The following is a 23,185-nucleotide window of genomic DNA, read 5'->3' as shown; positions in this document are numbered from 1 at the left end:
AACAATAAATATGATATGATAATTAGGATAAAAGCGTGAAAGTATTAGGAGGAAAAATCCTTGTATAACACATTAATGACTTTATTCTTAATTGATTGCGTTGTATTAATTGCGTGTGTAATGATGCAACCAGCAAAAAACGATAATGATGCAATGTCAGCTTTGACAGGTGGTGCGGGTGACTTATTCTCACGTCGTAAAGCGCGGGGATTTGAAGCTGTTATGCAGATTGTTACAACAATTTGTGGAGCACTCTTCTTTATTCTGGCATTAGCGATGATTTACGTTTCGTCACATTAAATTTAAAGTGCCTCCTGAAATTATTGTGATTCCAGGAGGCTTTTTTGACGCTACGGTTGGAGTGTAGGGGATGATGTAGTGATAACGTATACTGGTGAGTCTTTTTTCTTTCCCCATAGTGGACGTCGTGGAGTTATTTTGCTTCATGCATATACAGGAAATACGAATGATGTTCGAATGTTAGGACGTCAGCTTAATTGGCAAGGGTATACAGTCTTCGCACCGCTTTTGAGTGGGCATGGCGGTGATCCGCGAAAAGTACTAGAAAGCAATGGTCCAGGTGATTGGTGGGATGATACCCGGATGGCAATCTTTCGTTTACGCGATGCTGGAATTGATCAAATTGCAATTTTTGGTTTATCGCTCGGCGGTTTACTTGCCACCAGGGCTCTTGAGAATGATCCGCAATTATTAGGTGGTGGTGTTTTTGCATCCCCAATTACCACCTGGGGACAATCAAATGTTCCGGAATACTTCCCTAAAATTGCGGCAAAGTATTATCGTCAACAAAAAATTAACCCCTTAATCACTAAGGAAAAGGTTGCTAAATTGACTGAGCAACTCCCCAAACAACTAGCACAAATTCAAACAATGGCGCATCAAATTTGTGACCAATTAGATCAGATTCATCAACCTTTCTTTATTGCACAGGGAGGCGCGGATGAAATGATTGATCCAGCGTCTGGTCTGCAATTAAAAGCAAGATTACAAGCAAATGGGGTTGCAGTTGATTATCATTACTACCCAACCGCTACTCACTTATTAACAGTTAATACCGCTCATCGTCAATTATTTGCCGATGTAGAAAAATATTTACAAAATTTATTCGAGGTGTCTTCTAATGACAACAAATAATTTAAAAGAAAAAATATTAACACATTTAACAGATAATGCAGGTGTGAGTTACTCAGCAGAAAAACTTGCTCACCAATTAGGAATGGATGATGCTGAGCACTTTACACCGATTGTTCAATCTCTTGCTCAATTGGAACGAGAGAAAAAAGTTCAAGTAACTGATCGTGGCGAATTCGAGGCAGTTATTAAACAACAACCACTTATTGGGACTTTCCATGGTAACGATAAGGGATTTGGTTTTGTAGACTATGACCCGGATCTTCCAGACATGTATATTAATCCTGATCATACTTTGCATGCATTAAATGGGGATCAAGTAGAAGTTAAAATATTACGACCAGCAAAAGCAGGTAGTGATCAGGGTCCAGAAGGTCAAGTAACCCGGATTGTTGAACATAAATATGAAAATGTAGTTGGTGAATTTAAGCAAGAGACTGTTGGTGATGATTACATTGGCGAAATTTTGCTTAAAGATAAGAAATTGTCGCAGTATCATTTCTATGTAACGGACAAGGGATTGAAACCACTTGACGGCCAAGTAGTAACGGCTACTGTTGAGACTTATCCTAGTGATGAGGCACCAGAAGTAATGACGGGTGCCGTTACTGAAGTGATTGGTGATAAAGATGAACCAGGCATTGATATTATGTCAGTAATTTATGCTCACGATGTTCCGCATGAATTCCCCAAAGAAGTGATGGATCAAGCTAATAAGATTCCGCTTCATGTTCTCCCGGAAGAAAAAAAGGGACGGGTAGATATTACTGACCAACCACTTGTTACCATTGATGCAATTGAATCAAAAGACTTGGATGATGCGGTGGTAGCATGGAAGATGGATAATGGGCATTACCACCTTGGAGTCCATATTGCTGATGTTACTCACTATGTAAAACCAGGTACACCGCTTGATCAAGAAGCATTTAAGCGTGGTACATCTGTTTATCTAACTGATCGGGTAGTTCCAATGCTTCCTAAGCGGCTTTCTAACGGTATTTGCTCTTTAAATCCTAATGAAGAACGTCTTGCCATGAGTTGCGAAATGGAAATTGATGAGCAAGGAAAGATCGTTAATCACCGAATCTTCCAGAGCGTTATGAAATCACATGCCCGAATGACTTATAAAGCAGTTAATAAGATTCTGGAGTCGCATGATGCTAAAACGATGAAACAATATGAAGACCTCGTTCCAATGTTTGAAACAATGGACGAGATTCACAAATTATTGCTTAAAAATCGGAAAAAACGTGGTGCTATTGACTTTGAAGCTCCTGAAGCAAAGATTATTGTGGATGAAAAGGGGCACCCAACTGATATTCAACTACGGAATCGGGGACTTTCTGAACGGATGATTGAATCCTTTATGTTAGCTGCTAATGAAACGGTTGCTGAACACTACTTTAAAGAACGTGTTCCATTCCTTTATCGGATCCATGAGACACCAGATAGTGACCGAATTAAGTCATTTGTGGACTTTTTGGCTGTGTTTGGAATTGATGTTCATGGTGATATTAAAAATGTTAAACCAGGGATGCTTCAAAAAGTGTTAAAGGATGTGGCTGGTACTCCTGAAGAGCAAATGGTCCAAGTGATGATGTTACGTAGTATGCAACAAGCTAAATACTCGGATGAAGAGCTAGGTCACTTTGGTTTAGGCGCTAAATACTACACTCACTTTACTTCACCAATTCGGCGATACCCTGATGATACAGTTCACCGCTTGATTAAGTGGTACGAAGAACATGGTAAAAACGAACCAGCTAAGGATCATTGGCGTGACAAGCTTCCTGAAATTGCTGAACATACTTCCGTTACCGAACGACGGGGAATTGATACAGAACGTGATGTTGACAGTATGAAGAAAGCCGAATACATGGAAGATCATGTTGGTGAAACCTTTGATGCCGTCGTAAGTTCAGTAATGAAGTTTGGTTTGTTCGTCGAATTACCAAATACAGTTGAAGGGTTAGTTCATATTAGCGTCATGAAGGATGATTATTATGAATATTCAGAAAAACATATGGCTCTAATCGGACGAAACTCTCATCGAATTTTCCAAATGGGGCAACCAATTAAGGTTAAGTTAGTTCGAGCAGATAAAGATCTTCGTGAAGTTGACTTTGAAATTGTTAACCCTGAAGAGGCACCAAAGACAAAGATTCGGGTTCCACGTAATGATGAGTATCGTGGTCGAGGTCGTGGCCGCAAGGGACGTACCAATAATAATTCCCGTCATGAGAATAATAATGGTAACCATTACCGTAATACTCAAGGAAAATGGCGTCGCACTCATCAAGAAAACGGACATCAAAATAATCGTCAAATAAATCGGGGACAAACTCGTCACCACAATAATTCACGTGATCATGAAGGCGTTCGTCGCCACCATTAAGAGCGGGGAGGGATATTATGGCAAAAAAATCCCATCAAGAAAATAATGACAATTTAATTGCGCAAAATAAAAAAGCACGTCATGATTATTTTGTCACGGATACCGTTGAAGCAGGATTAGTTTTAACGGGGACGGAGATAAAATCTGTTCGTGCTCACCGGGTTAATTTGAAAGATGGATTTGCCCAAGTTCGTAACGGTGAAGCTTGGTTAATGAATGTGCATATTAGTGAGTATGATAATGGGACTTACTTCAATCAAGATCCATTAAGAAATCGCAAGTTGCTATTGCACAAAAAGGAAATCAATAAGCTTGTAGGAGCCTTACAGGATAAGGGAGTTACGCTTATTCCTTTGAAAATGTATATTAAACACGGCTATGCAAAAGTTTTATTAGGACTAGCCAAAGGTAAACACCAGTACGATAAACGTGAAGCAATTAAGCGTCGTGAACAAAACCGTGAAATTGAACGAGTTATGAAACATTATTAAAACGAAAAGCCTAGGTGAAAATCACAAATTTTCACCTAGGCTTTTCACTTTAAAATCTATTTGTTTCTACGTTCTTTACAGTTTAAGTTTAACTGATTGCTAATTGAAAATGACATGCTGGTATTAAGATTAGGGGAACGCTTCATTAATCGTGCTAATAACGGTTCTTGTTCACTTCGTCGAGCCCAATGGTTAAGAATACTAGCGATTAGAATTGCTAAAGGTTCATCTTCTTTTTTATTTATCTTTAATTCATGACAATATCCGCTTGATAGTTTAACAGGTTGAATTGAAAAAACTAAGTGACTACCGGAAAAAACACGGTAACGGCTTGTCAATGGTGAACCAACAACAATCCAGTTAATACCGCGTATATAAATAACCTGTTGAACAAACCCAAGACCTTTCCCAATTGTTCCAACGCGTTGTCGATTAACATATAATGCGAATTTGGGTAACAGTCCAAGAGTTAATTGCTTTACTTCAGCTAATAAGGCTCCATCAATTGCATACAATGATAGGGCATCGTACCTCATTCCCCACTTACCGACAAGAAGATAGCACGATTTACCATTCTTATCGCGAATGACGGTCGTTCCATGTAAATCACTTGAACGATCGCGAATATATAATTGTCGCACTTTGCCACCACCATTCTTTGATAATCTACCTTTTATTTTACCAGCTTCTTAGCAAATTTGGTGAAGAAACTTCTAAGTTAAAAAACGCTTCCAATTTATCCCATGATGATGTTTAATTATGCTAAAATAATAGGCGAGGTGCTAATAATCGTGAAACAATTAATTCATAACGACTGGTGGGAAGTTTTAAAGCCCCAGTTTGAAAGTGCGTATTATGCGCAATTGCATAATTTCCTAAAAGAAGAATATACCCATCAAACGATCTATCCAGAAATGCATCATATTTTTGAAGCATTTGAATGGACTCCTTTTAGTAAGGTTAAAGTTGTTATCCTTGGTCAAGATCCTTATCATGGACCAAACCAAGCTCATGGGTGTAGTTTTTCAGTACTGCCTGGGGTACCGGTCCCGCCTTCATTACAGAATATTTACAAAGAATTGCAAAGTGATTTAGGTTATACACCGGTAAATCACGGCTATTTGAAGAAGTGGGCTGATCAAGGCGTCCTATTGTTAAATTCGGTTTTGACAGTGCGAGCAGGGCAAGCATATTCTCACCGTGGACATGGCTGGGAGCAATTAACAGATGCGGCGATTCATGCTTTATCTGAACGTCCTAAACCTGTTGTGTTCATCTTGTGGGGACGGGCTGCCCGAAATAAGAAACAGTTAATTAATACGAAGACAAATATCGTTCTTGAATCAGCTCATCCGAGTCCATTATCTGCTAATCGTGGATTTTTTGGGTCTCGACCATTTTCTAAAACAAACGAAGCACTTCAGGCAATGGGAGAACAGCCAATTGATTGGCAACTGCCTGCCGAACCAAATTATCGTTAAAGATGTGATTGTTAGTCACAACTTTAAAATGTTTAGTGACCATAAGGAGGTACTTGCATTATGGAATTATTTGATGAGATTGCTACAAAGATTAAGGGACAAAACAAGACAATTGTTTTCCCTGAAGGTGAAGATAAGCGGATTTTAGGAGCTGCTGTCCGTTTAAAGAAAGATAATTTAGTAGAGCCAATTTTACTTGGTGATGAAGAAGCGATTAAAGAAGTTGCAAGTAAAAATGGTTTTGATCTTGCTGGCCTTCAAATTATCGATCCAGCAACTTATCCAGAAGACGATAAGCAAGCAATGTTTGACTCATTAATGGAACGGCGTAAAGGAAAGAATACTCCTGAAGAAATTCAAAAGATGCTTGAAGATGTGAGCTACTTTGGAACGATGCTTGTTTACATGGGAAAGGCTGATGGAATGGTTTCTGGTGCTGTTCATTCAACTGGGGCAACTGTTCGGCCTGCATTACAAATCATTAAGACTAAGCCTGGTGCCCATCGAATTAGTGGGGCTTTCCTTATGATTAAAGGCGATCAACGTTATATCTTTGCTGATTGTGCAATTAATATTGAATTGGATGCGCCAACAATGGCTGAAGTGGCAATTCAAAGTGCAGAAACAGCTCGCTTATTTGAAATTGATCCTAAGGTTGCGCTTCTTAGTTTTTCAACTAAGGGTTCTGCTAAGGGCGAAATGGTTACCAAGGTTGCGGATGCTGCTAAGCTAGTTCATGAATTGGATCCCGACTTACCAGCTGATGGTGAACTACAATTTGATGCTGCTGTTGTTCCATCAGTAGGTGAACTTAAAGCCCCTGATTCAAAAGTTGCTGGTCATGCCAATGTATTTATTTTCCCAAGTCTGGAAGCAGGTAATATTGGCTACAAGATTGCACAACGATTTGGCGGGTTTACAGCAGTTGGTCCTATTCTTCAAGGACTTAACGCACCGATTGCAGACCTTTCACGGGGATGCAGTGAGGATGATGCTTATAAGGTTGCAATGATTACCGCAGCACAAGCATTGTAAATATTGATAAAGGGAGTGGGACTAAAAACTCGCAAGTGAGTTTAGGCCCACTTCCTTTGCTTTTTAAACATGAGATGGGTACAATAAGGCTAGTATTTTAAACTTGGAGAGAGTACTATGGAGAGTTTAACGTTAACGAATCGTGACGCAACAATTGCCCTTGGAAAGAAAATTGGTCAGCAATTAGTTGCCGGGGATGTGCTAGTCTTAGATGGTGATTTAGGAGCAGGCAAGACTACTTTTACCAAGGGATTAGCTGCAGGGTTAGAAATTCCTGATATCATTAAAAGTCCTACTTTTACAATTATTCATGAATATCAAGATGGCCGTCTCCCCTTATATCATATGGATGCATATCGCTTAGAAAATGGGGGAGCAGAAGACCTCGGACTTGAAGAATATTTTGATGGTGATGGAGTTTCAGTTGTTGAATGGGCTGAATTTGTTGAAGATGAATTGCCAGCTGACTTTTTAGCTATTCACTTTAAGCGAACAGATGATGATAATACCCGTATTCTGGAATTTGAACCCCATGGACAGCATTTTGACCAAATTGTAAAAAGCGTGGTGGAATAATGGCAGATGACATTTCGATAAAGTTAGCAACGAGTGAGGATGCCGGGGCTGTTTTGCAATTTTTACGGGCAACTGCAACTGAAAGTGACGCGGTATTAGTTCCCCATCTAAATGAGATTAGTGAAAAGACAGAAGCAAAAAATATCGATTTAATAAATCAATTTGATGATTGTGTTATTTTACTTGCAATGCTCGGCGAAGAAATTGTGGGGATGGTTACTGTAATGGTATTAGATCATCAACCGACAACCGGTGAATTAGGAGTCGTGGTACGGAAAAAGTATTGGCGAAACGGAATCGGTCGCTTATTAGTCGATGAAGCAGAATATTGGTTTAATACTTATAGTAGTTTAGAAAATTTGGTCCTGACAGTTTTTGAGGATAATATTCCGGCAATTAATCTTTATCAGCAATTACACTTTGTTACAATAGGAAAAACGGTTGAGCAGGGTCGTAATGTCCTGCAAATGCAATACGATAATAAAAAAGAGGAAACAATGGAAAAGTAAGCCATTATTTCCTCTTTCTTTGTACATATGTTTATTTTTTATGTAGTACTTGCATAATGTTTCGCCAGAAGGATCCCTTTGTTTGCTGTTTACTAACGTCTTGCGTTACCTCTACACATCCAAGGTATTTATTTTGATCATCACGTAAGGCGTAAAAGGCAATATTTACAGGTTGACCATGATGCTTGATCATAATGCTAATTGAATCGCGGTCTCCGCTATGCATATCGTGAAGTACTTGCTTAACATGATTTTGACTATGCCCGGGATGAACCTCAAGCACATGTTTACCTAGATCTGCATCAGTTCGCTTGAATAAGCGATGCCGATTGGCTGATGACCAGCGAATGATATCATTTTCATCAATGAAATCGAATTCTACGGGGATGGTTTCAAAAATAGTATTAAGTTGTTCAATACTTAGTTTTCCACCTTTAAGATTAATATCTGTCATGATTATCTCCTTTAGCCGATTAAATTAATAAAGGGCTGAATCTGTTGTGGGGTAAAATGCTTGCTTTGATAAAGCAGAATGTTAGCGCAAGCCTGGGCATCATCAAGAGCATTATGGTGGTGATGAAGGTCAATATTTAACGCGTCACAAACAGTATTAAGTTTATAATTTGTTAATCCTGGAATCAACTGGCGGCTTGAAGCAACGGTATCGAGCGTCTGGTAGACGGGGACTTTGATATTGTAATGTTCTAACGTATTCCTTAAAACGCTATTATCAAACCGATTATTATGGGCAATAACCAGTTTATCAGGAGTGTAGAATTGGTTGATATGTTCCCATACTTCTGGAAAATCAGGCGCATTTTGGACGTCACGCTCATGAATACCGTGGATCTGGGTATTACGCCAAAAGAATTTAGTATGAGGGTTAATTAGGGTGTAAAATTCGTCGGCAATTTGTCCATTCCGAACGATTGTGAGTGCAAGTGAACATGCACTGTAACGCTTGCCATTAGCAGTCTCAAAGTCCATTGCTATAAAATTCATCATACATCCTCCTTGCAAAAGTCGATAATTTTATTTTACAATCAACTAATCATTTTTCAAAACTTTTACTTTTGAAAAATGATACAATAGCTCTTGAAAGTAAATATAAAAAAGGAAGAAATAGAGAATGGCTAATTTGATGAACGAATTTCCTGATATTGAAATTAAACAAGATGAACCATTAATGAATTACACCTATACTAAAACAGGAGGTCCAGCTGACTGGTTGGCTTTTCCCGAAACGATTGACCAGGTAAAAGAATTGGTTGATTATGTTCGTGAGCATAAAATGGGCTTAACGGTTTTAGGAAACGCCAGTAATTTGATTGTTGGCGATGGCGGTATAGATGATTTAACAATTATTCTTACGCGGCTTAATAAAATTGAAGTTCATGATAATAAGGTAACTGCACAGGCAGGGGCATCTTATATTGCAACAACCGAGGCAGCTCGTGATAGTGAACTTACTGGATTAGAATTTGCTGCTGGTATTCCGGGCAGTATTGGTGGGGCTGTCTTCATGAATGCCGGTGCATATGGTGGTGAAACTAAAAATGTTGTTTCTGAGGCAACCGTAATGCTTCCCGATGGAACAATCAAACACCTTACTAATGAAGAATTGGACTTTGGTTATCGGCATAGCAGTATTCAAGATAATAATGGCGTCGTGTTAGATGCTACGTTTGCTTTGGAACCGGGTAAGTATGATGATATCAAAGCAAGGATGGACGACCTAAATGAACGGCGAGAAGCTAAGCAGCCATTAGATCTCCCATCTTGTGGAAGTGTCTTTAAACGGCCAGAAGGATATTATGCCGGAAAGTTGATTCATGATGCTGGATTACAAGGTTATACTTCAGGTGGGGCGCAAGTTTCGACTAAGCATGCTGGCTTTATCGTTAATATTGACCATGGAACTGCAGCAGACTACGTAAATGTTATTCACCATGTTCAAAAGACGGTTAAAGAAAAATTTGGCGTTGATCTTGAAACCGAAGTAAGGATTATCGGTCGGCAAGATTAATATTATAAAGTGCAAGTTTATTAAAAGTTTATTAATAAACTTGCACTTTTATTATTTTAAAGATAGTGAAGTAATGAATGAATTTAACCTAATAGTTAAGCGCCGTTAAAAAAGGAAAAAGAAATTTGATTAATCTTATTATTTGTTAATTATGAAAAAATCTCACAAATTGCTCATTGAAAAATTATTTTTATAGATAAAAAGCGATTTCAAAGGGTTTTGAAGTATACCGATTCACTGACTGATAAAAACAACTTTGTAATCACTTTCAAAATGTGATAGGATGTTTAAGTCTCATTCTTGAAAAAATTCACAAAGTAAGGAGTATATTTATGAGCAATAATGTAGTTGTTTTAGGAAGTATTAACGTTGATACTACTTATCACGTTGATCGCTTCCCTCAACCTGGTGAAACCATTTCAGCAGTAAGTAAGAGTTCTGCTCCTGGTGGTAAGGGTGCCAATCAAGCAGTTGCAGCAGCCCGCTCTGGTGCCAAAACGGCCTTTATTGGGGCAGTTGGTTCTGATAAAGAAGGAGCTTACATGCTTGAATCATTGGCTGATGACCATATTGATACACGCCACATCATGACTGATGAGTTACACGGTACTGGTAGTGCTGCGATTACTTTAGATGCTAATGGTCAAAATGACATTATGGTATATGGCGGTGCCAACCAAGCAATGACCACTGATGTTCTTAATGGCATTGATGATGTTTTAGAAGATGCTGACTTTTTAATTAGTCAATTTGAAACACCACAAGAAGTTGCTTTAGATGCATTTAAGCAAGCTAAAAAACACGGTGTTACTACTCTTTTAAATCCAGCACCAGCTCATGAGATTTTACCAGAGTTATTAAAATATACAGATGTTATCACTCCCAATGAAAGTGAATGCGCCTTATTAACAGGTATTGAAATTACTGATGAAGAATCAATGTTAAAGAGTGCTGATTACTTCCGTGAACGGGGAGTTAAACACCTTTTAATTACTTTAGGCTCAAAAGGAGTATTTTACTCTACACCTACAGCACATGGACTTGTTCCAGCATTTAAGGTTAAGGCAGTTGATACTACTGCAGCTGGTGATACATTCCTTGGGGCATTAAGTTCACAATTAGAAAAGGACTTGTCAAATGTTGATAAGGCCCTTGTCTACGCACAACGAGCATCTAGTTTAACTGTTCAACAAATGGGAGCAATGCCTTCTATTCCAAATCATGATGCAGTTCTAGAAGCCTTAGCAGAAAATTAAGGAGAATTATCATGAAGAAAACAGGGATTATTAATTCAGAAGTTTCAGCTGTCGTAGCTAATATGGGACACATGGATTGGCTATCAATTGGGGATGCAGGAATGCCAGTTCCATTTGGTACTAAGAAGATTGATTTGGCTGTTGATAAGGAATTGCCAAGCTTTATGGACGTATTGAATAACGTTCTTAAGGAAATGAAAGTCCAAAAGATTTACTTAGCTGAAGAAATCAAGGATCAAAATCCAGAACAACTTGAAAATATTAAGAAGGCATTACCAGATGTTGAGGTTGCATTTATGCCTCATAGTGAGCTTAAGAAGAGTCTTGCTAAGACGCATGCCTTTATTCGGACAGGGGAAATGACGCCATACTCAAACATTATCCTTGAATCAGGCGTAACATTTTAATATTAGGGGTTAGTTTTTTATGGAAAATGAAGTAAAAAAAGAAAAGGGACAAAGTTGGGTTCAACTTTCAGACGGTTATTTAAGTCGGACACCAATGTTCCAATTTGTTATTTTATGTTTAATCTTCCCATTATGGGGAGCAGCGGCCAGTCTTAATGATATTTTGATTACACAATTTAAGACGGTTTTTACCTTAAATGATACTGCAACTGCCTTTGTTCAAAGTGCCTTTTACGGTGGTTATTTCTTAATGGCAATTCCAGCATCAATTCTTATTAAGAAGACATCATATAAGTTAGCAATTCTTATTGGGCTATTATTTTATATTATTGGTTGTGGAATGTTTTTCCCAGCTTCACATGTTGCTACTTATAGTATGTTTTTAGTTGCTATTTTTGCTATTGCTATTGGTTTGAGTTTTCTTGAAACTAGTTGTGATACATATGCAACGATGTTTGGACCAAAAGAAACTGCTAACAAACGGTTAAACGTTGCTAATGTTTTGATTCCTCTTGGTGATATCATGGGAATCGTTCTTGGTAAATACCTTATTTTCGGTGAAGGTGGAAATATTGCCGACAAGGTTGCTAAGATGTCAAAATCTGAGGCAGAAGCTTACAATGAACACTTGCTTCAATTGACTTTGCAGCCTTATAAGTATATTTTGATTGTTTTAATCATCATCTTTATCGTTTTGGCAGTTACTAAGATGCCTCGCGCTAAGGCCTTCTCAACTGGCTCTGAAACTAAGGAAGATCAACCATCACTTGGCGAAACTTTCAACTACTTATTCCACAATAAGCGGTACATGAAAGGGGTTCTCTGTCAGTTTATTTATGCTGGTATGCAAACGACTGTATGGTCATTCACTATTCGGTTAGCATTACGCCTTGATTCTCATATTTCTGATGCAGCTGCTTCAACTTTCATGATCTACAGTTACATTGCTTGGTTCTTTGGTAAGTTAGTTGCAAACTGGTTCCTTGACCGTTACTCAATTACTAAGGTATTGACTTGGTTCTCATTACTTGGAACAATTTCATTGGTAATTACCTTTACTGTTCCTAACATCACAGCAGTAATTGCGGCAATCGCAACTAGTTTCTTCTTTGGACCAGAATGGCCAACGATCTATGCTCATACTCTTGATCAAATTCATGAAAAGAAGTACACCGAAACTGGTGGTGCATTTATCGTTATGTCCTTAATTGGTGGTGCAATTGTTCCAACAATTCAGGGACGGGTATCAGATTTAACTGGTTCAATGCAGTTATCATTCATTGTCCCAGCAATTTGTTTCGCACTTATCACTATTTACTTCTGGACTGAGCATCGTTGGGAAATTGCTCATCCAAATGAAGTGCAAGAACACTAAAATTTCCCAGGAAATAATTTAATATTAAAGGCCCAGCGGTTATTTAATCAGCTGAGCCTTTATTTATTTCCAAAACTTTGAAGTAATTTTTTCTAGATTAAGCTAAACACGAAATGAAATGATATAATATGAACGTGATTTAGAGGATGGTGAATGCGATGCAATTTATAATTTCGCTTCTAACATGGCAGAATCTGATTCACTTAATTGATATCTTAGTAATTTGGTTTTTAATCTACGAGTTATTAATGTTGATTCGTGGTACAAGAGCTGTCCAACTATTTCGCGGTATTTTGATCATTATTTTGGTTAAGATTGTTAGTTGGTATGTTGGTTTAAGTACTGTTTCGTGGGTAATGGACCAGATTATCAACTGGGGTGTTATTGCAATTGTTATTATCTTCCAGCCAGAGATTCGGCGTGGACTGGAACACCTTGGTCGAGGAACTTTCTTTACTCATAATCAAACAGCAAATGAGAAAGAAGAAGATATGATTAAGCAATTAGACCAAGCGATTCAGTACATGTCAAAGCGAAGAATTGGTGCTTTAATGAGTATTCAAATGAAGACTGGTCTAGAAGAGTATATTGAAACAGGTATTCCACTCGATGCTGATATTTCAGGGGCATTACTTATTAATACTTTTATTCCTAATACGCCCTTGCATGATGGAGCAGTGATTATAAAAAATAATCGGATTGCAGTAGCGGCTGCTTATCTTCCTTTGTCTGATAGTAAATTGATTCCTAAAGAATTAGGGACACGACATCGGGCTGCTGTTGGAATTAGTGAAGTGACAGATGCGTTGACAATTGTTATTTCAGAAGAAACCGGCGAAGTTTCAATTACGAAAGATAATGAATTAATTCGAAACATGTCGCGAGATGAATACCTAAAGTTCTTACGTGCTCAGTTGTATACGCATGAGCCTCAACACGAAAACTTGGTAACAGAACTTTATGCTAAGTTTCAACGTAAAGGAGGTGGCCGTCATGGGCAAGGACACTAAAGGCTTCTTTCGCCGGAAATGGTTTTTAAGAATTATTTCGTTAATCCTAGCACTCTTTCTATTCATGTATGTAAATGGGAGCAAAAGCGGCTTCCTTCGTCAAAATACTCGGAATAATAACCAGAGTAGTGCTTTAATGTCGAATAAATCCGTTACCCTTAGAATGCCCCTTGATGTGACAATTGATAACAATAAGTATATTGTCAGCGGGTATCCTCAATATGTTAAGGTTAAGGTAACCGGTCCTTCTGCATTGGTTACAACCACCTCTAATACTCAAAATTTTAAGGTGTATGCGGATTTGTCTGACTTGACTCCTGGTAAACACCGAGTAAAGTTAAAAACGAGTGGGTTAAATTCAGAATTAACTTCTAAAATTGAGCCACAATATATTAATGTTAATATTCAACCACGCAAAACAATTACAATGAAAGTAACTATTCGTTTGAGTACTAGAGATTTGGATAATGGCTATAAGCTTGGACGTCCACATAGTGATATTCAAACTGTCCAAGTTACTGGTTCACGTGATGAAGTTAATAAAGTAAATCGAATCATTGCTTTTGTTGCAATTCCACATGATGCAAAGGATAATATTGCACGACAGGTAACACTACAAGCAATTGATCGGAATGGTCAAACACTTAATGTTGTGATTTCACCAACTACTACTAATGTTTCAATTCCTATTTCTGCGGGTTCACAGAGCAGCAGTTCGAGTGCTAGTTCATCAAGTAGTAGTAGTGAAGAGAGTGAAGAAACAAAGAGCAGTTCAAGAACATCTTCGCGAAATGACTCTTCAGATTCTTCATCTGAAACATCCCAATCTTCAAGTAGCATAAGCAATGAAGATTCAAGTTCAAGTAGTCGAAATCAATAATAAAGATATACATAGAGGAGAAGTGAAATGAAGTTAAAATATTTTGGAACTGATGGAGTTCGTGGGGTTGCAAATCAAGATTTAAGTCCAGAATTGGCGTTCCGTGTTGGTCGCGCAGGTGGATATGTCCTTACTCGGCATTCAGAACGGAAACAACCTCAAGTATTAGTTGCTCGTGATACACGAATTTCTGGTGAAATGCTAGAAAATGCTTTGATCGCTGGATTATTGTCCGTTGGGATTGAAGTTTTACGACTAGGCGTAGTAACTACTCCCGGGGTTGCTTACCTTGTTCGGGCACAAGAAGCTGATGCGGGAGTAATGATTACTGCTAGTCATAACCCAATTAAATATAACGGGATTAAATATTTTGGTGGTAATGGATTTAAATTATCCGATGAATTGGAATATGAAATTGAACAATTACTAGATGCTGAAGAAGATACGTTGCCACGACCATCTGATGCGGGCTTAGGAACAGTCGCTGATTATCATGAGGGAGCATTAAAATATACTTCTTTCTTGGAACAAACTGTTTCAAGTGATCTTGAAGGGTTAAAAGTGGTAGTTGATGCTGCTAATGGTGCAACAAGCGGCTTCATCTCTAATCTTTTTGCTGATATGAATGTTGACTTTATTCCAATTAATGATCAACCAGATGGCTTAAATACTAACCTAAATTGTGGATCAACTCACCCAGAGAGCCTCCAAAAAGCAGTTGTGGAAAATGATGCTGATCTTGGAGTAGCATTTGACGGTGATGGTGACCGTTGCATTGCTGTTGATAATGAGGGAAATATTGTTGACGGTGATAAGATCATGTATATCTGTGGTAAGTACATGGATAAGAAAGGATTGCTTAAGAAAGATACAGTGGTTACAACTGTGATGAGTAATCTGGGAATGTACAAAGCCTTAGAAGCACACAACTTAAAGAGTGTTAAGACTAAGGTTGGTGACCGTTATGTTGTTGAAGAAATGCTGAAAAATGGTTATAACCTTGGTGGTGAACAATCAGGACATATTATTTTCTTAGATCACAATACAACTGGGGATGGGATGCTTACCGCACTGCAACTCTTATCTGTAGTTAAAGACTCTGGGAAGACACTCGCTGAATTGGCAAATGATGTAACAACTTATCCACAAGAGTTATTGAATATTAAGGTAGCAGATAAAACTACCGCAATGGAAAATCAAAAGTTAAAGGAAATTATTGCGCAAGTTGAGAAAGAAATGAACGGGGATGGACGGGTTCTTGTTCGTCCTAGTGGAACAGAACCTCTTTTGCGCATTATGGCTGAAGCAGCTACGCCAGAATTAGTTCATGAATACGTTGAACGGATCGGTGATGTTGCCCGTGCGGAACTAGAAGTAGAATAACTTGAAGAGTGAAAAACGAGGTTGGAAGAAAATTTATTCTTCTAGCCTCGCTTTTTAATCTTTTAATAAATTTTAAATCATATAGACCAATCTAATAAAATAATTGACAAGATAATCTAAAAACTGTACTATACAATACAGTTGATTAGATTTAGTGATAACCACTAGTTATCTATACCAATTTTATTTAAAGGATGGAATTTAATTATGTGTGGAATTGTTGGAGTTACAGGAACTGACAAGAGTTTGTCAATTCTAATTGATGGATTAAAGCGTCTTGAATATCGTGGATATGACTCTGCAGGAGTTTATGTTAATGATCAACAAGGACATGATTACCTTGTAAAGCGGCCAGGTCGGATTGCTAATCTAGAAGCGGCCCTTGGGGAAGAAGTTCATGGTTTAGCCGGTATTGGTCATACCCGGTGGGCTACTCATGGTGAACCAAATGAAGCCAATGCTCACCCTCAATACTCTCAAGACGAACGGTTCTACTTAGTTCACAACGGTGTAATTGAAAATTATGCTGATTTAAAGAAAGAATACTTATCTGACGTTAAATTTGTTAGTCAAACTGATACAGAAGTAATTGTTCAATTAGTTGATAAATTTGTAGTTGAATCTGGAATGTCAACAGAAGCAGCCCTCCTTAAGGTTCTTCGTTTAATCAGCCCTGATTCTTCTTATGCATTTGTATTGATGGATAAAGAACAACCAGATACATTATTCGTTGCTAAAAATAAGAGTCCATTATTAGTTGGGATTGCTGATGGTTACAACATGGTTGGTTCTGATGCAATGTCAATGATTAAAGAAACTAATACCTTTATGGAAATCGGTGACCACGAGTTGGTAATCGTTAAGCCAGATCACGTTACTGTTAAAGACTTTGATGGTAATGAGATTGATCGGCCAACATTTAAGGTTGATATGGATGCTAATGCCGCAGATAAAGGTGCTTACCCATACTACATGTTAAAGGAAATTGACGAGCAACCAGCTGTTATGCGGAAGTTAGTTCAAGAATACTTTGGTGACAATGATGTAGCACAAATTAATGAAGAGATGTTAAAAGATATGGCAAATGCTGACCACCTTTACATTGTTGGTGCTGGTACAAGTTATCATGCTGGCTTAGTAGGTGCGCGCATTTTTGAAAAACTTTGCGGAATTCCTACATCTGTTCACATTTCATCAGAATTTGCTTACGAACAACCACTTCTTTCTAAGAAGCCGTTCTTTATCTTCTTAAGTCAAAGCGGGGAAACGGCTGATAGTCGGGAAGTACTTGTTAATGTTAATAAGCATAACTGGCCAAGTTTAACAATTACTAATGTTGATAAGTCAACGCTTTCTCGTGAAGCAACTTACACTGAATTACTTTACGCTGGTCCGGAAATTGCCGTGGCTTCAACAAAGGCTTACACTGCCCAAATTGCTGTCGAAGCTATTCTTGCTCAAGCATTGGGTGTCTACATGGATAAGCAAGCAGCTAAAGACTTTGATGTTAAGCACCAATTAGGATTAGTTGCTAATGGTATGCAATCAATTACTGATAGCAAGAAGAAAGTAGAAGAAATTGCTTCTCGCTACCTCTCTAAATCTCCAAGCGCCTTCTACATTGGCCGGGGAATGGATTGGTCAGTTTCACTTGAAGCTGCTTTGAAGTTAAAGGAAATTTCATACGTTCAAGCGGAAGGCTTTGCATCTGGTGAATTAAAGCATGGAACAATTGCTTTAATTGAAGATCAGACTCCAGTGATTGGAATCATTACCCAAGATCGGACTGCTGGTTTAACACGGAGCAATCTTGAAGAAACGCAAGCTCGTGGGGCTAATGCAATTACAATTGTTTCACGGCACCTTGCAAAAGGAGACGATACATTCGTTCTTCCAGATGTCGATGAAGTGTTGACACCACTTCTTAGCGTAATTCCAGCACAATTGTTGGCTTACTACACTAGTCTTGGTAAGGGACTTGATGTTGATAAACCACGTAACCTCGCAAAGTCTGTTACAGTTCAATAAAATTATAAAGGAAGTTAGAAACGCTTTAGTTGGTTTCCTAACTTCTTTTTATTTTTTAAAGTAATTTGATATTTTCTTTAAATTTGTTTAATAAAAGGGTTGACTTACATTTATGGAAACGCTATCATAATAGTTGCAAGGTATAAAGTAATTACCTTCTAATCAATTCTCTTTCTCTCTTATGCCGATCATCGTCTTTTAGACGGTGATTTTTTTATTTAAACTCGCTATAATGATAAGGGTTGAAAGGGGAAGAACAACGTGGAAGAACAACACGAAACGTTAACGTTAATTGAAGAAATTACCCGTAATGACGGCTCAAAATATTATGAAATTGGTAATATGGTTCAAAATGGTCGTGCAGAATTAGCAGCTGAACGAAATTTTATCAAAGAGGTTCGTATTTTAGAATTAAATATTCCTCATTCTAAAAATGTTATAAAGTATGAGCACTTTATAAATACTCACTATAAGATGCAAACTGAAGCAATGGATCATTGGGAAGAATGGAAGCGTCCCTCAGAGATTGAAGAGGTTGTGCAAACGATCTTAAAAGAAAATCATATTGGGTAAATCAGGAAGCTGAGTTATTTGGTAGTACTAAAAATGGATATAAAAATGTGGAGGTTAGGCAATGAAGCCAAATTTTAATCCATCACAGGGGATGAAGTCGCACTATTTCGTTACAGGAATTGACGGCTTACGAACATTAGCTGTCTTAGGAGTTATTATTTACCACCTATTGCCCAATGTTTTGATGGGTGGTTATTTAGGAGTGCCACTTTTTCTATTAGTCTCTGGATATTTTGTAACCTATCAATTTAGTCGGCAGCTTAAATATGGTGGTCATATTAATTTAGGGCATTTTTATCTAAAAAGGTTTCGGAGACTATATCCGACATTAATTGCGATGTTAATTTTAACAACAGCGTACATTACATTATTTGCACGAGAGCTACTCCATAACATTCGGGCAGTAATTGTTACTAATTTAACTTGGATATATAATTGGTGGGAAATCAGTCATGGTCAGTCCTACTTTGATCAGTTTGGTGGCGTTTCACCTTTTACCCATCTTTGGACATTAGGGGTTGAAGCGCAATTTTACCTTTTGTGGCCCCTGATTATTACGTTATTGTTTGTGGTTTTTAAAAAGCTGCAGAATGTACGACGAGTAGTTTTTATTTTGGCTGTATTGTCAGCAATAGAAATGGCTGTTCTTTATGACCCGGCAAATATCAATCGGGTTTATTATGGAACCGATACACGGGCCTTTTCACTTTTACTTGGCTCATGGTTAGGGCTTGCGTGGCCATTAAATCGACTTCGGCCTAATTTACAGGTAAGTAGTCGCCGTTTACTTAATATTATAGGAATTATTGCAACAGTTTTGACCATTGTTGGCTTTTTCTCATTGAATGGGCAGTCCGCCTTTACCTACCGCGGGGGAATGTTTCTCTATAGTTTTATTGGAATGATATTAATGGCTACTATCATTCACCCAGGTGCGGGGATGAACAAGTGGTTTACAAATCCGGTTTTTCATTGGGTTGGGCAGCGTTCTTATGGGATTTATGTTTATCAATATCCCGTTATGGTCTTTTATGAACGATTGATCAATGTCGGCAATCATCCACTTCTCAATGCATTCGTGGAAATTATTATTATTTTAGTAGTAAGTGAAGTTTCTTACCGGTTAATTGAACGACCATTTGCCCAGTATCAGTGGTCAAAATTACCAGCTGATCTTCAGCATGTGTTAGAAACGCATCACTTTAGTTGGCAAAGCGGGGCTAAAATGATGGTAAGTGCATTAGTTGTTGTTATTGCATTTATCGGTTTTTGCCAGCCAAACCGTGCACCAAAGAAAACAGCGGTTCAGCAACGGATAGAGCAAAATCATCAGGCTGCTGAAGAACACAATAAGAAGATTGCAAAGGGTGATAATGTTGCAGAAGCTAGTGGTAATACTTCTAAGCTTCAGAAACAGTATGATTTAACTCCGGCGCAAATAAAAGCAGCGCAGAAGTTAAAGGTAACGGCCATCGGTGATTCGGTGATGGCAGATGCCGCAGATAGTATTCAGAAATTAATGCCAAATGCTTATGTTGATGCACAAGTTGGGCGTCAAGGCTCTGCAGCTCCTGATGTTATCAAACAATTAAAGGCAGATGGGCATTTAAACAAGATTGTTGTCTTAAATTTGGGAACAAACGGCCCGATGACTCAAGATACGTTGGATGATATTTTAAGTGCAATTGGCTCTGGACACCAAATCTATTGGGTAACTGCCCATGTTCCAACAAAGCCATGGCAGCAAACAGTTAATAACGAAATTAAAGATTTAGCCAAGAAGCATAAGAATATCCATGTGGTCGATTGGAATAAGGCAAGTCAAGGACATGCTGACTGGTTTGCGAGTGACAATGTGCATATGGGACCAAGCGGAAATGATCATTTTGCACGGTTAATTGCAAAAACGATCTTGACAAAAAAATAGGAGGTTAGTAATGACACATGAAGATCAATTATTAGATAAAGCTATCAATATTTACTTGACGGGACTAAAGGGCATCGAAAGCTTTATTTCTGAACCGGCGAGTGAATATAATTTATCTTTTGAACAATTTTTGATTTTACGAAAAATCATTAACCATCCTAATATCAAACTAATGGATATTGCCGAGCAACGACAAGTAACAAGGAGTGCGGTCTCTCGCCAATTAAAAGTCCTTTTTCAGCAAAAATATGTTGAACAAAAAGCTGATCCAGCCGATCGACGGCGAATGTTCTTAGTTGCAACTAAAAAAGGTAAGGATGTCGAAAGTGAGATTTGGCAGAGGATTAATCACCGGTTTGCTAATTGGGTTCAAATTTATGGTGAAGATCGTGCTGATCAGTTTTTAACACTTTTTGAAGACTTTAATCAACAAATAATTCAGGGGAAAATCCGAAAGAAGGAACAAGAGAATGATTAAGATGGTTGCGTTAGACCTCGACAATACGCTTTTAAACAGTAATAAAGAAATTAGTCAACGTAATGAACGTGTCTTAAAGCAATTACACCAACAGGGAATTAAGGTAGTGCTTTGTACGGGCCGGCCTATCAATGCAATTTGGCCATATATTGAACAGCTTGGTTTAACTGATTCAGATGATTACACAGTTACGTTTAATGGCGGATTAGTTATTAATAATGAATCACGTGGACATCTTTTTGAATTAGGAATGAAAAAGAGTGATTTACTGCCACTATTTTCTTATGTTAAACGAAAAAAGATTCCCCTCAATGTTTTAGACTTTGAACGGGTATATGAACTAAACGATTATCCTGGGTCTATTTATCGGACAGTTTTAAAAAATATTGAATTTCAGGTTTTACCAATGAGTGATGTACCTGAAATCACTTATAGTAAAGCTGTAATGGCGATTACACCTGAAAAATTATCTCCTATTATAAAAGAACTTCCAGCTGAGCTTAAAGCACATTATCACGCAGTTCAATCCCAGCCAATGATAATGGAATTCTTACCTAAAAAATTAAATAAGGCAGTTGGATTGAAGGCCTTACTGGATCATTTTGGTGATGACTTTAGTAATTTAATGACATTTGGGGATGCTGATAATGATCTTGAAATGATCGAAGCCGCGGCTCAAGGAATTGTAATGGAAAATGGTCTTCCTAACGTTAAGGCAGTGGCGACAGCAATTACAGATACAAATGATAATGATGGAGTTGCAAGGTATTGTGAACGTTATTTTGCAACACTTTTGTAATAAAGATTGTTATAAAAAGTAAAATAAAGAGTGTTTTTGGCGCAAATATGAATTTTTTGCTAAAAAAATACTCTTTTTTATTTATTATTTAATGAATTTTCGATAAAAGTTATGGCTCCCTAAAAGCTAACTAGCACAAGGGATTGCAAATTTTATAATCATATTAATTGACAACTTATATTACAAAATATTACAAAAAGCCAACGGAGAGTAGTAAATAGAAATGGTGCTGTTACAGCTTAGTAATATTAAGAGTGTAATATATAGGGTGTTGAAACGGAAAAGATAATTTGCTAAATAATAAAGGATGGTTGTTTAATTTATGATTTCTAAGAAAAACTTTGCTAAAGTATCTGCTACTCTTGGTGCAGTGGCCTTAGGTGTTAGTGCAACGGCTACTGCTGCTAATGCCGACACTATCTACACCGTACAAAGTGGTGACACACTTTCAGGTATTTCTTACAAATTCGCAAAAGACAACAGTATGGTCAATGATCTTGCTAAGAAGAACAATATTCAAGATATTAACAAGATTTACGTTGGTCAAAAGTTAATCATCAAGAGCGATGGTGAAATTCAAGAATACAACGCTCAAAACGCAGCTAATGCAAATGTAGCTGACAACAATACTCAAGCTACTCAACAACAAACTGCACAACCTCAACAAGCTCAAAGTCAAGCTAGCCAAAGCTATACTTCAAATGCTTCAGGTTCAGAAGCTGCTGCTAAGGCTTGGATTGCCGCTCGTGAATCTGGTGGTAACTACGGTGCTACTAACGGTCAATACATTGGTAAGTACCAATTATCAGCATCATACCTTAACGGTGACTACTCAGCAGCTAACCAAGAACGGGTTGCTGACCAATACGTTGCAAGTCGTTACGGTTCATGGCAAAATGCTCAGGCTCACTGGCAAGCTAACGGCTGGTACTAAAATTTAAACTAAAAAGCAAAACGAGACTAAGAAGCTGATCTTCATAGTCTCGCTTTTTTGTACAAATGTGGTATAATAAGTATACCTCTTATGGGGATGTTTATGGATTCGACAGGTATAGGTCGAGTTTCAATTGCGTTTCGAAGGTTGCGTCTTCGTAAAAACGCTCAGTTTTAAATTATAACTGCAAACAATAATTCAAACTCTTACGCATACGCTGCCTAACAAGTAGCGCGCGTAGATCCATTCCGGGTTCGTCCATGATGCGGCAATGGGTTTTATACTTAGTGGACTACGCTTATTACTCCCGTTTGAAGTAATAAGAAGAGATTAATCAAGCTAGCTAACCATGGTTGCCCTGATCAACGGCGTTTTGGTTAGTGAAATCTAAATAGTTGAGATATGAACGTAGAGATTGAAATGGCGATATGCTTGGACACGGGTTCGACTCCCGTCATCTCCACTATATG

Annotated in this window: 24 protein-coding genes and 1 other RNA gene; 22 read left to right on the top strand and 3 right to left on the bottom strand. The window is 38.0% G+C overall.

The window, feature by feature from the left end:
* Positions 1 to 60: 60 nt before the first annotated feature.
* The 4 genes from secG (at position 61) to smpB (ending at position 4,038) form a co-directional block, all read left to right on the top strand.
* A complete protein-coding gene (gene secG, locus LMB56_RS02515) occupies positions 61 to 300 on the top strand; it encodes a preprotein translocase subunit SecG (RefSeq protein WP_003667480.1) in 240 nt (79 codons plus the stop codon).
* 78 nt (positions 301 to 378) lie between these two features.
* Positions 379 to 1,155 (top strand): alpha/beta hydrolase, encoded by a 777-nt coding sequence (locus LMB56_RS02510; protein WP_003676244.1) that lies wholly within the window; start codon positions 379 to 381, stop codon positions 1,153 to 1,155.
* Positions 1,142 to 3,547: a ribonuclease R gene (gene rnr / locus LMB56_RS02505; protein WP_229283645.1), complete on the top strand. Its 2,406-nt coding sequence runs from the start codon at positions 1,142 to 1,144 to the stop codon at positions 3,545 to 3,547. Before LMB56_RS02510 ends, rnr begins: the two co-directional genes overlap by 14 nt.
* 17 nt (positions 3,548 to 3,564) lie before the next feature.
* A complete protein-coding gene (gene smpB / locus LMB56_RS02500) occupies positions 3,565 to 4,038 on the top strand; it encodes an SsrA-binding protein SmpB (RefSeq protein ID WP_003666449.1) in 474 nt (157 codons plus the stop codon).
* Positions 4,039 to 4,094: 56 nt separating this feature from the next.
* On the opposite strand, the gene LMB56_RS02495 is transcribed toward smpB, so the two are convergent.
* Complete coding sequence (locus LMB56_RS02495; protein ID WP_003667483.1) at positions 4,095 to 4,679, bottom strand: LURP-one-related/scramblase family protein; 585 nt, start codon at positions 4,677 to 4,679, stop codon at positions 4,095 to 4,097.
* Between the two features lie 150 nt (positions 4,680 to 4,829).
* Between LMB56_RS02495 and LMB56_RS02490 the strand changes: the two genes are divergently transcribed.
* The 4 genes from LMB56_RS02490 to LMB56_RS02475 all read left to right on the top strand — a co-directional run bounded on the left by LMB56_RS02490 (position 4,830) and on the right by LMB56_RS02475 (position 7,639).
* On the top strand, positions 4,830 to 5,519 hold the full coding sequence (locus tag LMB56_RS02490) for a uracil-DNA glycosylase (RefSeq protein ID WP_229283646.1): 690 nt from the start codon (positions 4,830 to 4,832) through the stop codon (positions 5,517 to 5,519).
* A gap of 60 nt (positions 5,520 to 5,579) precedes the next feature.
* Positions 5,580 to 6,554: a phosphate acetyltransferase gene (gene pta, locus LMB56_RS02485; protein WP_229283647.1), complete on the top strand. Its 975-nt coding sequence runs from the start codon at positions 5,580 to 5,582 to the stop codon at positions 6,552 to 6,554.
* Positions 6,555 to 6,671: 117 nt separating this feature from the next.
* Complete coding sequence (gene tsaE / locus LMB56_RS02480; protein WP_066035417.1) at positions 6,672 to 7,130, top strand: tRNA (adenosine(37)-N6)-threonylcarbamoyltransferase complex ATPase subunit type 1 TsaE; 459 nt, start codon at positions 6,672 to 6,674, stop codon at positions 7,128 to 7,130.
* Positions 7,130 to 7,639, top strand: a complete 510-nt coding sequence (locus LMB56_RS02475) for a GNAT family N-acetyltransferase (protein WP_085650278.1) — start codon at positions 7,130 to 7,132, stop codon at positions 7,637 to 7,639. The genes tsaE and LMB56_RS02475 overlap by 1 nt, the downstream gene beginning before the upstream one ends.
* A 31-nt stretch (positions 7,640 to 7,670) precedes the next feature.
* Here the strand turns inward: LMB56_RS02475 and LMB56_RS02470 are convergent, their stop codons facing one another.
* Together LMB56_RS02470 and LMB56_RS02465 are read right to left on the bottom strand one after the other, a co-directional pair.
* Positions 7,671 to 8,093, bottom strand: a complete 423-nt coding sequence (locus LMB56_RS02470; RefSeq protein WP_003666456.1) for a PAS domain-containing protein — start codon at positions 8,091 to 8,093, stop codon at positions 7,671 to 7,673.
* Positions 8,094 to 8,104: 11 nt separating this feature from the next.
* Positions 8,105 to 8,644, bottom strand: coding sequence for a 3'-5' exonuclease (locus LMB56_RS02465; RefSeq protein ID WP_229283648.1), 540 nt, complete (start codon positions 8,642 to 8,644; stop codon positions 8,105 to 8,107).
* Positions 8,645 to 8,768: 124 nt separating this feature from the next.
* Here LMB56_RS02465 and murB point away from each other — a divergent pair, with 124 nt between their 5' ends.
* The 14 genes from murB (at position 8,769) to ssrA (ending at position 23,181) form a co-directional block, all read left to right on the top strand.
* Positions 8,769 to 9,665, top strand: coding sequence for a UDP-N-acetylmuramate dehydrogenase (murB, locus tag LMB56_RS02460; RefSeq protein WP_019253910.1), 897 nt, complete (start codon positions 8,769 to 8,771; stop codon positions 9,663 to 9,665).
* A gap of 332 nt (positions 9,666 to 9,997) precedes the next feature.
* The gene (gene rbsK / locus LMB56_RS02455; protein ID WP_003676232.1) at positions 9,998 to 10,921 is read left to right on the top strand and encodes a ribokinase; all 924 of its coding nucleotides are present in this window, start codon (positions 9,998 to 10,000) and stop codon (positions 10,919 to 10,921) included.
* Positions 10,922 to 10,932: 11 nt separating this feature from the next.
* Positions 10,933 to 11,328 carry a D-ribose pyranase gene (gene rbsD / locus LMB56_RS02450; RefSeq protein WP_003666460.1) on the top strand — a complete coding sequence of 132 codons (396 nt, stop codon included), beginning with the start codon at positions 10,933 to 10,935 and terminating at the stop codon, positions 11,326 to 11,328.
* A gap of 19 nt (positions 11,329 to 11,347) precedes the next feature.
* Positions 11,348 to 12,703 carry an L-fucose:H+ symporter permease gene (gene fucP, locus LMB56_RS02445; protein ID WP_229283649.1) on the top strand — a complete coding sequence of 452 codons (1,356 nt, stop codon included), beginning with the start codon at positions 11,348 to 11,350 and terminating at the stop codon, positions 12,701 to 12,703.
* A 158-nt stretch (positions 12,704 to 12,861) separates the two neighbouring features.
* Positions 12,862 to 13,713 (top strand): diadenylate cyclase CdaA, encoded by an 852-nt coding sequence (cdaA, locus tag LMB56_RS02440; protein ID WP_003666462.1) that lies wholly within the window; start codon positions 12,862 to 12,864, stop codon positions 13,711 to 13,713.
* Positions 13,697 to 14,593: a CdaR family protein gene (locus LMB56_RS02435; RefSeq protein ID WP_229278918.1), complete on the top strand. Its 897-nt coding sequence runs from the start codon at positions 13,697 to 13,699 to the stop codon at positions 14,591 to 14,593. The genes cdaA and LMB56_RS02435 overlap by 17 nt, the downstream gene beginning before the upstream one ends.
* 27 nt (positions 14,594 to 14,620) lie before the next feature.
* Positions 14,621 to 15,976, top strand: a complete 1,356-nt coding sequence (gene glmM / locus LMB56_RS02430) for a phosphoglucosamine mutase (RefSeq protein WP_094504052.1) — start codon at positions 14,621 to 14,623, stop codon at positions 15,974 to 15,976.
* A gap of 207 nt (positions 15,977 to 16,183) precedes the next feature.
* Positions 16,184 to 18,004 carry a glutamine--fructose-6-phosphate transaminase (isomerizing) gene (gene glmS / locus LMB56_RS02425; protein WP_229283650.1) on the top strand — a complete coding sequence of 607 codons (1,821 nt, stop codon included), beginning with the start codon at positions 16,184 to 16,186 and terminating at the stop codon, positions 18,002 to 18,004.
* Between the two features lie 261 nt (positions 18,005 to 18,265).
* Positions 18,266 to 18,577, top strand: coding sequence for a hypothetical protein (locus tag LMB56_RS02420; protein WP_019253915.1), 312 nt, complete (start codon positions 18,266 to 18,268; stop codon positions 18,575 to 18,577).
* Between the two features lie 61 nt (positions 18,578 to 18,638).
* Positions 18,639 to 20,504 (top strand): acyltransferase family protein, encoded by a 1,866-nt coding sequence (locus tag LMB56_RS02415; RefSeq protein WP_153702695.1) that lies wholly within the window; start codon positions 18,639 to 18,641, stop codon positions 20,502 to 20,504.
* A gap of 10 nt (positions 20,505 to 20,514) precedes the next feature.
* A complete protein-coding gene (locus LMB56_RS02410) occupies positions 20,515 to 20,982 on the top strand; it encodes a MarR family winged helix-turn-helix transcriptional regulator (RefSeq protein ID WP_003666470.1) in 468 nt (155 codons plus the stop codon).
* Complete coding sequence (locus tag LMB56_RS02405) at positions 20,975 to 21,781, top strand: Cof-type HAD-IIB family hydrolase (RefSeq protein ID WP_229283651.1); 807 nt, start codon at positions 20,975 to 20,977, stop codon at positions 21,779 to 21,781. The genes LMB56_RS02410 and LMB56_RS02405 overlap by 8 nt, the downstream gene beginning before the upstream one ends.
* A gap of 322 nt (positions 21,782 to 22,103) precedes the next feature.
* A complete protein-coding gene (apf, locus tag LMB56_RS02400) occupies positions 22,104 to 22,715 on the top strand; it encodes an aggregation-promoting factor (RefSeq protein WP_003667504.1) in 612 nt (203 codons plus the stop codon).
* A 92-nt stretch (positions 22,716 to 22,807) separates the two neighbouring features.
* Positions 22,808 to 23,181, top strand: a transfer-messenger RNA (tmRNA) gene (gene ssrA, locus LMB56_RS02395).
* Positions 23,182 to 23,185 lie beyond the last annotated feature (4 nt).

Origin of the sequence: Limosilactobacillus reuteri (genome assembly GCF_020785355.1) — a bacterium.
GTDB lineage: Bacteria > Bacillota > Bacilli > Lactobacillales > Lactobacillaceae > Limosilactobacillus > Limosilactobacillus reuteri_I.
The sequence above is the reverse complement of the archived record's forward strand: the minus strand, read 5'-3'. Positions and strand labels throughout refer to the sequence as shown.

Bases quoted from the DNA above. Each gene is read 5' to 3' on its own strand.
- rnr (WP_229283645.1), top strand. From the start codon at position 1,142: ATGACAACAAATAATTTAAAAGAAAAAATATTAACACATTTAACAGAT.
- smpB (WP_003666449.1), top strand. From the start codon at position 3,565: ATGGCAAAAAAATCCCATCAAGAAAATAATGACAATTTAATTGCGCAA.
- pta (WP_229283647.1), top strand. From the start codon at position 5,580: ATGGAATTATTTGATGAGATTGCTACAAAGATTAAGGGACAAAACAAG.
- tsaE (WP_066035417.1), top strand. From the start codon at position 6,672: ATGGAGAGTTTAACGTTAACGAATCGTGACGCAACAATTGCCCTTGGA.
- LMB56_RS02475 (WP_085650278.1), top strand. From the start codon at position 7,130: ATGGCAGATGACATTTCGATAAAGTTAGCAACGAGTGAGGATGCCGGG.
- LMB56_RS02470 (WP_003666456.1), bottom strand. From the start codon at position 8,093: ATGACAGATATTAATCTTAAAGGTGGAAAACTAAGTATTGAACAACTT.
- LMB56_RS02465 (WP_229283648.1), bottom strand. From the start codon at position 8,644: ATGATGAATTTTATAGCAATGGACTTTGAGACTGCTAATGGCAAGCGT.
- murB (WP_019253910.1), top strand. From the start codon at position 8,769: ATGGCTAATTTGATGAACGAATTTCCTGATATTGAAATTAAACAAGAT.
- rbsK (WP_003676232.1), top strand. From the start codon at position 9,998: ATGAGCAATAATGTAGTTGTTTTAGGAAGTATTAACGTTGATACTACT.
- rbsD (WP_003666460.1), top strand. From the start codon at position 10,933: ATGAAGAAAACAGGGATTATTAATTCAGAAGTTTCAGCTGTCGTAGCT.
- fucP (WP_229283649.1), top strand. From the start codon at position 11,348: ATGGAAAATGAAGTAAAAAAAGAAAAGGGACAAAGTTGGGTTCAACTT.
- cdaA (WP_003666462.1), top strand. From the start codon at position 12,862: ATGCAATTTATAATTTCGCTTCTAACATGGCAGAATCTGATTCACTTA.
- LMB56_RS02435 (WP_229278918.1), top strand. From the start codon at position 13,697: ATGGGCAAGGACACTAAAGGCTTCTTTCGCCGGAAATGGTTTTTAAGA.
- glmM (WP_094504052.1), top strand. From the start codon at position 14,621: ATGAAGTTAAAATATTTTGGAACTGATGGAGTTCGTGGGGTTGCAAAT.
- glmS (WP_229283650.1), top strand. From the start codon at position 16,184: ATGTGTGGAATTGTTGGAGTTACAGGAACTGACAAGAGTTTGTCAATT.
- LMB56_RS02415 (WP_153702695.1), top strand. From the start codon at position 18,639: ATGAAGCCAAATTTTAATCCATCACAGGGGATGAAGTCGCACTATTTC.
- LMB56_RS02410 (WP_003666470.1), top strand. From the start codon at position 20,515: ATGACACATGAAGATCAATTATTAGATAAAGCTATCAATATTTACTTG.
- LMB56_RS02405 (WP_229283651.1), top strand. From the start codon at position 20,975: ATGATTAAGATGGTTGCGTTAGACCTCGACAATACGCTTTTAAACAGT.
- apf (WP_003667504.1), top strand. From the start codon at position 22,104: ATGATTTCTAAGAAAAACTTTGCTAAAGTATCTGCTACTCTTGGTGCA.